The sequence below is a fragment of the Halomonas organivorans genome (assembly GCF_014192055.1).
GTDB lineage: Bacteria > Pseudomonadota > Gammaproteobacteria > Pseudomonadales > Halomonadaceae > Halomonas > Halomonas organivorans.
This window is the reverse complement of record NZ_JACHXM010000001.1, coordinates 183,758-196,834: the sequence shown is the minus strand read 5'-3', so window position 1 is coordinate 196,834 and position 13,077 is coordinate 183,758. Positions and strand designations below refer to the sequence as shown.

The 13,077-nt window shown below is 52.9% G+C and carries 4 protein-coding genes; all 4 read left to right on the top strand.

Going from position 1 to position 13,077, the window contains the following annotated elements; translation table 11 throughout:
- Positions 1-39 precede the first annotated feature (39 nt).
- The 4 genes from FHR96_RS00865 to FHR96_RS00850 all read left to right on the top strand — a co-directional run bounded on the left by FHR96_RS00865 (position 40) and on the right by FHR96_RS00850 (position 13,063).
- Positions 40-7,881, top strand: a complete 7,842-nt coding sequence (locus FHR96_RS00865) for an Ig-like domain-containing protein (protein ID WP_221195648.1) — start codon at positions 40-42, stop codon at positions 7,879-7,881.
- Positions 7,882-8,045: 164 nt separating this feature from the next.
- Positions 8,046-9,503: a TolC family protein gene (locus FHR96_RS00860; protein WP_246392700.1), complete on the top strand. Its 1,458-nt coding sequence runs from the start codon at positions 8,046-8,048 to the stop codon at positions 9,501-9,503.
- Positions 9,504-9,617: 114 nt separating this feature from the next.
- Positions 9,618-11,834 carry a type I secretion system permease/ATPase gene (locus tag FHR96_RS00855; protein WP_221195647.1) on the top strand — a complete coding sequence of 739 codons (2,217 nt, stop codon included), beginning with the start codon at positions 9,618-9,620 and terminating at the stop codon, positions 11,832-11,834.
- Entirely contained in the window at positions 11,831-13,063 is a 1,233-nt protein-coding gene (locus FHR96_RS00850; RefSeq protein ID WP_221195646.1) for an HlyD family type I secretion periplasmic adaptor subunit, read from the top strand. The genes FHR96_RS00855 and FHR96_RS00850 overlap by 4 nt, the downstream gene beginning before the upstream one ends.
- Positions 13,064-13,077 lie beyond the last annotated feature (14 nt).

Genomic DNA, 13,077 nt, shown 5'->3' with positions numbered 1-13,077 from the left:
ACCGACACGCCGCTGGAAGATGGCAAGGATTATGACGTCGTGGCCATCGACGACGCCGGCAATGACTCCGAGCCGGCCACGGCGACGGGGGATACCACCGCGCCTGTCGCGCCGACCGTCGACAGCGTCGCCAATACGCTGGATGAAAACGGCGAGCCGGACGGCACCACGGTAAGCGGCACCGCCGAGCCCAACAGCGCGGTCGAGATCCGTGATCCGGACACGGGTGATGTGGTTGGCACCGGGCAGGCCGACGCAAGCGGTAACTACGCGATCACCACCGACACGCCGCTGGAAGATGGCAAGGACTATGACGTCGTGGCCATCGACGATGCCGGCAATGTCTCCGAGCCAGCCACGGCCACCGGTGATATCGCTGATACTACTGCGCCAGACGCACCGACCGTTGACAGTGTCGTCAATACGCTGGACGAAAACGGCGTGCCTGACGGCACTACGGTAAGCGGTAGCGCTGAGCCCAACAGCACGGTCGAGATCCGTGATCCCGATACCGGCGAAGTGGTTGGCACCGGGCCGGCCGACGAAAACGGCGACTATGCGATCACCACCGACACGCCGCTGGAAGATGGTAAGGACTATGACGTCGTCGCCATCGACGATGCCGGTAATGTCTCCGAGCCAGCCACGGCCACCGGTGATATCGCTGATACTACTGCGCCAGACGCACCGACCGTTGACAGTGTCGTCAATACGCTGGATGAAAACGGCGAGCCAGTCGGCACCACGGTAAGTGGTACTGCTGAGCCCAACAGCACCGTCGAGATCCGTGACCCGGCTACTGGTGATGTGGTTGGCTCCGGGCCGGCCGATGAGAACGGTGATTATGCGATCACCACCGACACGCCGCTGGAAGATGGCAAGGACTATGACGTCGTAGCCACCGACGACGCCGGCAATGTCTCCGAGCCAGCCACGGCCACCGGTGGTACCGCTGATACCACCGCGCCAGACGCGCCGACGCTGACGATCGTCACTGACACGGGGCGATCCGATGGTGATGCGAATACCTATGACGGCACGGTTGCTGTCGCTGGGTTGGAAGAGGGAGCGACCTGGGAATACTCCTCGGATGGTGGCGAAACCTGGAGCGACGGTGAGGGGACCAGCTTTGTCTTGCCAGAAGGCGAGTATGCTGAAGGAGCCGTCATCGCTCGCCAGACAGATGCAGCTGGAAATGTCAGCGACAATGGCGAGTTAGGAGCAGCCATCGTTGATACCACTGCGCCTGAGGTTGTCATCGACACGGTGGTTGATGGTCCAGAGTCGAGCACGATTACGGGCACCACTGAACCGAATAGCAAGGTTGAAATAACAGACGCTGAGGGTAACTCACTTGGTGAAGCTGTCTTCGCGGATGACAATGGTGAATTCACCTTTGTGACCGATCAACCCGTTAATGTGGAAGGGCTTAGCGCCGGCGTTGTGAGTGATCAAAACCCCGATGGCTCGCAAACCGCCCCCATGATCACCCAGTTGGATAACGGTGATTTGCTCTATGTATGGGGTGAAGGAGCCAACCTGAGTACTTTGGGTGATGGCCATCTGTTGCGCGGTCGACTCTATAACGCTGATGGCACGCCGAAGACCGATACGTTTAATGTCAGTGATGTTGGCTACAACAAGTTCGTGGGCAGCGGGTATAAAAATGTCGATGGCCTTGATGTCTTGAAGATGGATGATGGCAAGGTCGCCATCGGCTGGTCGATTAATTATGCTGATGCTGCTGACAGCATTCAGTCCAAGATGACCATTATCGACACCAACCTCGCACCAACCGAGGCAGGCTTCAAAGTTGCCGAGGATGTGAGTGTCTCGGAAGGCGAGGCTGCCGATCCTGAATCTGCCCCCATTCTGTCACTGACAGACGACGGTAATGTGTTTGCCGTCTATGCGAAGGATATAAACAGCGCTGGTGCGCCCATCTATGGCCGTGTGTTTGACCAGTCGGGCAATGCGTTGGGTAACGAATTCCAGATTGGTCAGAACGGCATGGATCAGACCATCTGGGGTGGCCATACACGAAACCTCTATGTCGACCAGTTGGAGAACGGTAATTTTGTCGTTGGTATCGCCAAGGAGGTTTTCGACACCAACGCCGGCCTTGCCGTTCAACATATGCCGATCTTCGCGGTGGTGGATGTCACCGATCCTGCTAACCCGCTCACCGTGGCTAGTGATGTCGAGGTGCGTAGTAGTGAGGAGAATGATGGATATGAGTCGGCACCGCTGATCCATGCCTTGGACGATGGCGGATTCGTCACCTTGTGGTTCGATTACGCAAACCTTGATGACTCTCCTTCCAGGAATCTACTTGGTCGGCTATGGAATGCTGACGGAACGCCCAGGGGAGATCAGTGGGAGTTTGCCACCCCGATCGATGGGTATTCGGGCTTTAATACGCCGATTGTGGATGTGACCACGCTCGACAATGGCACGCTCGCCATCGGTTGGAACCGCAACACCGCTGACACCAACACGGATGTGGAGAATCGGCCGATATTGGCGATTATCGATCCAACGCAGAGCCCCGGTGACGCAGGATTCTATGTGCTCACTGACACGCCTATCTCCGCATCGACGGAAACAGGATTAGGTGCGGTAGAGGGCCCGCCCGTCCTGGAGACACTGGACAGTGGTAACCTGGTGGCCGTTTGGCGTGAGGGCTATTATGCCAACGACGAGGCGATTTATTACCGTATCTACGATCAACAAGGCAATGCCTTGACGGATCAGAAGGTAATGATTGCCGGTGGTGATGGGTCAGGTATCTCCGCTAACAATTATGCCAATTGGGACTCCATCTACGTGACGCCGACCGGGGGCGATAACTTTGCTGTCGGATGGATGGGGGCTGACCTTGACGGCGATGGCACCTCGGCATTGACTAACCTGATAGAGCCGACGTTAGGGACTGGTTCGGACTATGAGATCAATGTCATTGCGGAGGATGTTGCCGGAAATGTAACGACTCATGTCGAAGACCTGTCGATCTCCGATGCGCCAACGGTTGACAGCATGACCAATACCTTCGACGCGTCTGGCGTACCTGACGGCAGCATCGTCAGCGGCACCGCCGAGCCCAACAGCACCGTCGAAATCCGCGACCCAGATACCGGGGACGTGGTGGGCACAGGTGTCGCCGACGAGAATGGTAACTATGAAATTACCACCGCCGAGCCTCTCGAAGACGGTAAGAACTATGACGTCTTCGCCGTCGACGCCGAAGGTAACGACTCCGCGCCAGCCATGGTAACCGGTGACCTTACCGCGCCTGATGCGCCGTCGCTTTCACTCGCCAATGACACGGGGCGGTCCGATAGCGATGCGAATACCAATGACGGCATGGTTGATGTGACCGGATTGGAAGCAGGCACGCTCTGGGAGTACTCGACTGATGGCGGTGGAACCTGGAACGAAGGTCAAGGTATCAACTTCGAGTTGCCAGAGGGTGAGTATGCCGAAGGCGATGTCATCGCTCGCCAGACGGATACCTTCGGAAACGTCAGCAACACGGGCTCGTTAGGGGCCGTTATCGTTGACACGACTCTGCCTGAGGTTGTCATCGACACCGTGACACATGGCGAAACGTCGAGCACGATTACGGGTACCACTGAACCGAATAGCCGGGTTGAGATAACAGACGCCGAAGGTAACTCGTTGGGCGATGCTGTCTTCGCGGATGAGAATGGTGAATTCACCTTCGTGACCGATCAACCCGTTAATTTGGCAGGGCTTAGCGCCGGCATTGTGAGCGATCAAAACCCCGATGGCTCGCAAACCGCCCCCATGATCACCCAGTTGGATAACGGTGATCTGCTCTATGTATGGGGTGAAGGAGCCAACCTGAGCACCTTCGGTGATGGTCACCTGTTGCGTGGTCGACTCTATAATGCCGATGGCACGCCGAAGACCGATACGTTTGATGTCAGTGATTTTGGCTACAACAAGGCCGCGGGCAGCGGGTATAAAAATGTCGATGGCCTTGATGTCTTGAAGATGGATGATGGCAAGGTCGCCATCGGCTGGTCGATTAACAATGCTGATGCTGCTGACAGCATTCAGTCCATGATGACCATTATCGACACCAACCTCGCACCAACCGAGGCAGGCTTCAAAGTTGCCGAGGATGTGAGTGTCTCGGAAGGCGAGGCTGCCGATCCTGAATCTGCACCTATTCTGTCACTGACAGACGACGGTAATGTGTTTGCCGTCTATGCGAAGGATATAAACAGCGCTGGTGCGCCCATCTATGGCCGTGTGTTTGACCAGTCGGGCAATGCGTTGGGTGACGAATTCCAGATTGGTCAGAACGGCATGGATCAGACCATCTGGGGTGGCCATACACGAAACCTCTATGTCGACCAACTGGAGAACGGTAATTTTGTCGTTGGTATCGCCAAGGAGGTTTTCGACACCAGCGCCGGCCTTGCCGTTCAACATATGCCTATCTTCGCGGTGGTGGATGTCACCGACCCTGCCAACCCGCTCACCGTGGCTAGTGATGTCGAGGTGCGCAGTAGTGAGGAGAATGATGGCTATGAGTCGGCACCGCTGATCCATGCCTTGGACGATGGCGGATTCGTCACCTTGTGGTTCGATTACGCAAACCTTGATGACTCTCCTTCCAGGAATCTACTTGGTCGGCTGTGGAATGCTGATGGAACGCCCAGGGGTGATCAGTGGGAGTTTGCCACCCCGATCGATGGGTATTCGGGCTTTAATACGCCGATTGTGGATGTGACCACGCTCGACAATGGCACGCTCGCCATCGGTTGGAACCGCAACACCGCTGACACCAACACGGATGTGGAGAATCGGCCGATATTGGCGATTATCGATCCAACGCAGAGCCCCGGTGACGCAGGATTCTATGTGCTCAATGACACGTCTATCTCCGCATCGACGGAAACAGGATTAGGTGCGGTAGAGGGCCCGCCCGTCCTGGAGACACTGGACAGTGGTAACCTGGTGGCCGTTTGGCGTGAGGGCTATTATACCAACGACGAGGCGATTTATTACCGTATCTACGATCAACAAGGCAATGCCTTAACAGATCAGAAGGTAATGATTGCCGGTGGTGATGGCTCTGGTATCTCCGCTAACAATTATGCCAATTGGGACTCCATCTACGTGACGCCGACAGGAGGTGATAACTTTGTCGTTGGCTGGATGGGGGCTGACCTTGACGGCGATGGCACCTCGGCATTGACTAACCTGATAGAGCCGACGTTAGGGACTGGTTCGGACTATGAAATCAATGTCATTGCGGAGGATGTTGCCGGAAATGTAACGACTCATGTCGAAGACCTGTCGATCTCCGATGCGCCAACGGTTGACAGCATGACCAATACCTTCGACGCGTCTGGCGTACCTGACGGTAGCATCGTCAGCGGCACCGCCGAGCCCAATAGCACCGTCGAAATCCGTGACCCGGATACCGGGGATGTGATTGGCACCGGTGACGCCGACGAGAACGGTAACTACACGATCACTACCGGCACGCCACTCGAAGACGGTAAGGACTATGACGTCTTCGCCATTGTCGAAGGTACCGACTCCGCGCCAGCCATGGTAACCGGTGATCTTACCGCGCCTGATGCGCCGTCGCTTTCGCTCGCCAATGACACGGGGAGTTCTGCTATCGATGAAATTACCTATGACGGCGCGGTTGAAGTGGTCGAGTTGGAAGTAGGTTCCTTATGGGAGTACTCGACTGATGGCGGTGAAACCTGGAACGAAGGTCAAGGTATCAGCTTCGACCTGCCTGAAGGGGTGTACGGTGCAGATGACGTCGTTGTCCGCCAGACCGATGAAGCGGGGAATGTCAGCGACACGGGTGCGTTAGGGGTAGTGACGGTTGACACCACACCGCCTGGTATCGAAATCACGGAAGTCACTAATCAAAGCTCGTCGTCGAGCATTGTGATGGGCACCGCTGAGCCTGGTAGCCGCGTTGAAATATTTGACGCCAATGGCGACTCTCTAGGCAATGCCGTCACCGCGGATGCGAATGGTGATTTCACCTTTACGAGTGATCGACTCATCAAACTCAGTGCCGGCGTTGTGAGCGACCAAGAGCCCGATGGCTCGCAAACCGCTCCCATGGTCACTCTGTTGGATAACGGCAACTTGCTCTATGTATGGGGGGAAGGAGCCAACCTGAGCACTTTGGGTGATGGCCATCTGCTACGTGGTCGTATCTATGATGCCGATGGTAATCCGCAGACCGAGACGTTTAATGTCAGTGATTTTGGCTACAACAAGTTCGTGGGTGCTGGGTATAAAAATGTCGATGGCCTTGATGTCTTGAAGATGGATGATGGCAAGGTCGCCATCGGCTGGTCGATTAACAATGCTGATGCTGCTGACAGCATTCAGTCCAAGATGACCATTATCGACACCAACCTCGCACCAACCGAGGCAGGCTTCAAAGTTGCCGAGGATGTGAGTGTCTCGGAAGGTGAGGCTGCCGATCCTGAATCTGCACCTATTCTGTCACTGACAGACGACGGTAATGTGTTTGCCGTCTATGCGAAGGATATAAACAGCGCTGGTGCGCCCATCTATGGCCGTGTGTTTGACCAGTCGGGCACTGCGTTGGGTGACGAATTCCAGATTGGTCAAAACGGCATGGATCAGACCATCTGGGGTGGCCATACACGAAACCTCTATGTCGACCAACTGGAGAACGGTAATTTTGTCGTTGGTATCGCTCAGGAGTTCGTGCAAGGTGGGCATCAGCCTATCTTCTCAGTGGTGGATGTCACCGATCCTGCCAACCCGCTCACGGTAGCCAGTGATGTGGAGGTGCGCAGCCAAGCGAATGATGGCTTTGAGTCGGCACCGCTTATCCATGCTTTGGATGACGGCGGATTTGTCACCTTATGGTTCGATTACGCAAACCTTGATGACTCTTCTTCCAGGAATCTACTTGGTCGGCTGTGGAATGCTGACGGAACGCCCAGGGGCGATCAGTGGGAGTTTGCCACCCCGATCGATGGGTATTCGGGCTTCAATACGCCGATTGTGGATGTGACCACGCTCGACAATGGCACGCTCGCCATCGGTTGGAACCGCAACACCGCTGACACCAACACTACGGTGGAGAATAGGCCGATATTGGCGATCGTTGATCCAACGCAGAGCCCCGGTGATGCAGGGTTCTATGTGCTCAATGACACGCCTATCTCCACATCAACGGAAGCAGGGCTGGGAGCGGTAGAGGGTCCGCCCGTTCTGGCAACGCTGGACAGCGGTAATCTAGTGGCCGTGTGGCGTCAGGGCTATGTCGGCAACGACGAGGCTCTTTATTACCGTATCTATGATCCACAAGGCAATGCCATTACGGATCAGGAAACGCTTGTGACGGGAGGTGATGGAGCCGGTCTATCCAATAACAATAATGCTAACTGGGATTCCATCTACGTGACGCCGACAGGGGGTGATGACTTTGTCGTTGGCTGGATGGGGGCTGATCATGACGGCGATGGCACCTCTGCATTGACCAACCTGATGACCCCAGGGTACGACATTGTCGCGGTGGCGGAAGACATCGCCGGCAACAAGTCAGTCCAGGTTGAGGGTGATGTTGATCCGGCTGTGGTAGGCGATTTGAGCGGTGGCGCACCGCCCGTTGAGGCTGAGTCAGCCGAAGCCAGTTCGATGATGTTTAGCCTAAGCGATATGGATGATGGAACTGGCGATGGAGAGCTGGTGTTGCCTGAATTTGACAGCAACAATGTGGAAGAGGAGCAAGTGGCAAGTGGCTCTGAAACCTCTGGAGAAGTTCCTGTAGGAGACTTCTCCGAGCTGCAGAACCCGCTTAGCGACGAGCTTGATCAGAACACATACGTGGCTTGATTAAGGCTTTAACGTTGGCATTACTGCCAAAGCACCGGGCCCAAGGGTCCGGTGCGTTTTTTGGTAAGTTAAGATCAACGGAAGTTGATGGAAAAATATTAGCATCCCGTATTTTTATGCCATCAGTGTTGCCATGTATGGTGATCTTGATAGGAAGGTTTGGAATGGAATCAATAACCAAATTTGTAACGTCAGACAAGACAAGCATCGCTGCATCGCAAGGTGGAGTGACGTCGGATACGAGACGCCAAGGAGCCGACAAGCAAAAAAATAAGATACCTAAAGCGGTGTGGGCACTGTCGGTCAGCTTTTTATCCTTGGGAGGGGTGAGCGCTGCGTGGGCCCAAGGGACTGGTTCACCGACATCGGATGACGCGAACCATCAGACAACACAAGATGTTCAAGATCTAACCATGCAAGAGGCGGTTCAGAAAGCCGTTATGTGGTATCCCTCTATTTCTGAAGCCTTGGGACGCTTGTATCAGCAAAACGAGCAGGTGACGGTGGCGCGTTCAGGCTATCTTCCTCAGGTCAATGCGGGACTGTCGTCAGAATTCAGAACGTCCACTGATCAGACGGAAGAGGCATTCAATGTAACTGCCTCTCAGCTTCTCTATGATTTTGGAAAAGTCGAGAATGATGTAAACGCCGAGTTATTCGGGGTTGAGCGTGATCAGGCGAGAGTCTTGTTGGCAATCGATCAACTAGCGCTTCAGACTGCTAAAGCGGTGATTGATATTCAGCGCTTTGAAACCTTGTTGACGATTGCAGAGGATCAAGTGAACGGTGTCACCGAGATACAGGCTTTGGCTGAAAGGCGCTCGCAGCTTGGTGCCAGTACACGATCGGATGAGCTTCAAGCACAATCAAGAGTTGAGGCGGCTAGAGCCGCACTTGAGCAGTATGACTCGCAGCTTTCGATCAGCCGCAATAACCTGAAAAGGCTTGTTGGGCTACAAGGGTCAGTTAGCGTCGCGAATACTCTTCCCGATGATCTTTTGCAAGTATGTTCGTCAGTTTCTGAGCGATTTAACAATGTGCCAGAAATCATGGTGGTCGATGCTCAGCGGGAGGAGGCGAGGGCACAAATTGCTCGACGTGAAGCAGATTTTTACCCAACTGTCTCGGCAGAGGCCGGATTCAATCAGTTTATCAATCAGACAGGAAATGGTGATGATTCGGAAGTTTCGCTGGGCTTGAATATATCTAGCAGCCTGTATCAGGGTGGAGCCACCCGTGCTCAAAAGAGATCTGCCGACTACGTGCTGCAAGCGCTGGAAGCTTCAAAAGATAATGTGATGATTGAGCTGCAAAAAAGCCTGCAGGATGCACGAGAGAAAGCCCGTAGTGCGAAGAATCAAATTGATATTCTGAGCAAAAGAGTGGCAGGAATGGAGTTGACCCAAAAACTTTACCGCCAGCAATATTTATCGTTGGGTACACGTTCATTGTTAGACCTCTTGAACGCAGAAGAAGAAGCGCAGCAAGCAAAAATTGTAATGGAGAATGCACGTTACGATATGTACGCTGCTCAACTTGACTGTCTTTATGCGTCTTCGGGGTTTCGTGGCATGTTTGATATAAGTGACGAAGCTGTTCAAGGGGTCAGCCTTTCGCCATGACAACCATGCCTGGTGTTAGACTTTTTGGCTGGCTTTTATGGTTGAGGAGTTTTCGTGATTTATGTGGGTTTGTTTCTACATAAGCTCGCTATAGTTTAATAGAGCATAAGGTGTATGGGAATGTTGGATGAAAGGCCAGGAAAGGCTGAGGACGCACAGTACGTCAACTTTGATCACTGGATAGAGGCGATGGCGATAGTAGCCCGTCACTATCGATTGGATTACTCTGCTGAGAACGCAAAGATGCGTTCGGCCTGGAGTCAAGGGCTGCCGCTTTCAGATGCGTTTCGCAATATTGCTCATCAGATGGGTCTGACGTTGACGATTGAGGCTTTCGACGCAGCGCTGATCACACCTTGGCGGTTGCCATTGGTCGTGCAATTTGAAAATGGGCAGCTAGCCGTTGTTGAAACCTTGAGCAATGAAAATGAAGTCGGCTTGGTCTACTGCGGGGATGAAGGCGTAACAAGCAGGCTCGAACTCAGTGTTCTGGAAAAGCATGTTGTCGGGATCTTTGTGGCTCGGCCAATACGTGCGGTGCCCGATTCACGAGTTGATGAGTATATAAAGCCTTACGAGAAAAACTGGTTACGAAAAATTGTTCTGCGGGATTGGAAGCCGTACGGCCATATTATGGTGGCCGCTCTGCTTTCCAATGTTCTTGCGTTGGCCGGGATTATATTCACTCGTCAAGTTTACGATCGTGTGATACCCGCCGAATCGTACTCGACGCTTTATGTGTTGTTTAGTGGTGTTGTGCTTGCACTTTTTTTCGATTTCATGATGAGAAGGGTGAGAGTCAGGGTCACCGACTTACTAGGTAAACGTGCGGATTTGCGTATGTCTGACAGGGTGTATGGCCATGCTCTTAGGATAAAAAATTCAGAAAGGCCAACATCGACGGGAACCTTTATATCGCAAATTCGAGAATTGGAGCGTGTTAGAGATCTGATGACGTCGACAACTGTCACGGCGTTTTCGGATATGCCGTTTTTCATACTATTTTGTTTTGTTTTCTGGTATATCGCCGGCCCTCTGGTGCTCGTGCCGCTGGTGGCGGTTTTTCTTATGCTACTACCGGCTATTCTGGTGCAGGGGAAGCTAAAGGAACTCGCGAACGAGTCCATGCGCGAATCGTCGTTGCGGAATGCGATGCTGGTTGAGTCTGTGCAAGGCATGGACGATATTAAATCATTGCAAGCCGAATCTAGATTTCAAGGGCAATGGAATCATTACACCTCCGAAGTGGCAGACTCCAGCCTCAGGCTGAGGTATATCGCTAATACATTGAATGTATGGAGCCAGACTATTATCACTGGGGTTTTTGCAACTGTTGTGCTTTTTGGTGCGCCAATGGTGATGTCCAGCGACTTGACTACTGGCTCGTTGATAGCAGCCTCTATTTTGTCTTCTAGAATGCTTTCGCCGATGACTGGCTTGACGCAAGTTCTGAGCAAGTGGCAACAAGCCAAGGTCGCGGCTGAAGGGCTTGATAAGTTAATGCAGCGCTCGACTGACTACTCTGAGAATGAAAAAAGTGTGCATCGCCCAGTTGTGCAGGGTGACTATATTTTTAAGGAGGCTGAGTTCAAGTACAGCGCTGGGGCCAAATCTCCCTCGCTCTATATTAATAGCATGAAAATAAAGCCGGGTGAGAAGATTGCTGTTATAGGGCACAATGGTGCTGGTAAGTCAACATTGCTCCAGGCGTGCTCTGGTATGTTAGAGCCCTCGGATGGTGAAGTGACGCTTGATGGCATTCGTCTATCACATATTGATCCCGCTGATGTCCGGCGCGATGTTTCTTTCCTTAGTCAGAGCGCCAGGCTTTTTCATGGAACAATTCGTGAAAATCTATTGATGGCCAAGCCGTTGGCATCCGATCAGGACATTCTCGATGCTCTGGAAATGTCAGGTGCGATAGGTTTTATTCGCAAACTTCCTGATGGGTTAGACCATGTTGTTTTAGAGGGTGGTGCTGGTCTTTCCGGGGGGCAGAAGCAGGCTCTTTTGTTAACGCGTAGTTTTCTACGTCGGCCTATGGTGTTGCTGCTCGATGAGCCTACCGCGTCGCTGGATGATGCTTCAGAGAAACATATTATTCAATCGCTAGGGAAGTTTACGTCTAACAAGACGTTAATAGTTTCTACGCATCGCACGGCATTGTTGAGCTTGGTGGATCGAATTATTGTGGTCGATAATGGTCGTGTTGTGATGGACGGGGATAAGCCAGAAGTACTAGCTCAGCTCAAAAGTAAGACGGCAGCTGCCAAGCGTGGTGCGAAATCGTCACAAAGCCGGGAAGGGCAAGGTGAGGAGAAAGCATCATGATGCAAGAAGAAGGGCGTAGAGTAGATTCGAGAAACTTGCTTTTTCTTGATTTTGAACAAGATAGATATCGCCAAAAGCAACATGTCGATGATGCGAAAACGATTCGTTCGATACGTATTATTTGGTGGGCGCTGGCATTTTTCTTGTGTTTTGGTGTCTGGGCCTACTTTGCCGATCTGGTCGAAGTATCTTCTGGTGAAGGTAAGGTTATTCCTTCTTCTCGTGAGCAAGTTGTAGAATCATTTGAAGGAGGGATCGTGAAAGAGCTGAGCGTGCGCGAAGGTGACATCGTAGAGGCCGGAGACGTTCTTGCTGTTCTAGACCCAGCCCAGTCCGAGGCAGACGTTGGTGAAGTAGGATCTAGGTATCGTGCGGCTTTAGCGCGAGAAAGTCGGCTCGAAGCCGAAGTCAATGAGGAACCTTTGGTTTTCCCAACAGAACTTGATGCTTATCCCAATTTGCGGGCTAGTGAGCAGTTATTGTATGTGACGAGAACGGAAAGCTTGAAGGACGAGTTGGCTAACATTGAAAATACGTTGGCGATCGTGAGACAAGAACTTTCGTTGACGAGGTCATTGGCTAATGCTGGTGCAGCGAGTGATGTGGAAGTCCTTAAGCTGCGTCGTCAGGAGTCGGAGCTGGAACTTCAGGCTGCTAATTCCAGGTCAGAGTACTTTGTCACGGCCAGGGAAAAGCTGGCTGAAGCTCGAGCCGACGTTGAAGCACTTTCTGCAAAGTTAGGGGGGAGCTCGGATACGCTTTCACGGCTCACAATGCGTTCTCCGGTGCGTGGTATCGTTAAGGACATTGAGGTGACAACCACAGGAGGTGTTATTCCACCTCGGGGTCGGTTGATGACCATCGTGCCTTTGGATGACAGAATGTTGATTGAAACACGTATCTCACCGCGAGATATTGCTTTCATTCATCCTGGGCAGTTAGCCAGCGTCAAGTTGTCTGCTTACGACTATAGCACCTATGGTGCAATAGAAGGTGAGGTCGTGACGATCTCACCCGATACGGTGCAGGATGAAGCAGATCCCAAGATATTTTATTATCGTGTGTTCGTAGAGGTGGGGAATCATTCGCTGGAGAACGACGCGGGTGAAGAGCTTCCGGTTGTGCCCGGCATGGTAGCGACTGTGGATATTCGCACGGGAAGCAAGACGGTCTTTGATTACCTGGTAAAACCACTGAGCAGTGCACGAGATGCATTGAGAGAGAGGTAGCGGCATCGTATCAG

Excerpts from the sequence above, each read along its gene's own strand:
- FHR96_RS00860 (WP_246392700.1), top strand. The coding sequence starts at position 8,046 with ATGGAATCAATAACCAAATTTGTAACGTCAGACAAGACAAGCATCGCT.
- FHR96_RS00855 (WP_221195647.1), top strand. The coding sequence starts at position 9,618 with ATGGGAATGTTGGATGAAAGGCCAGGAAAGGCTGAGGACGCACAGTAC.
- FHR96_RS00850 (WP_221195646.1), top strand. The coding sequence starts at position 11,831 with ATGATGCAAGAAGAAGGGCGTAGAGTAGATTCGAGAAACTTGCTTTTT.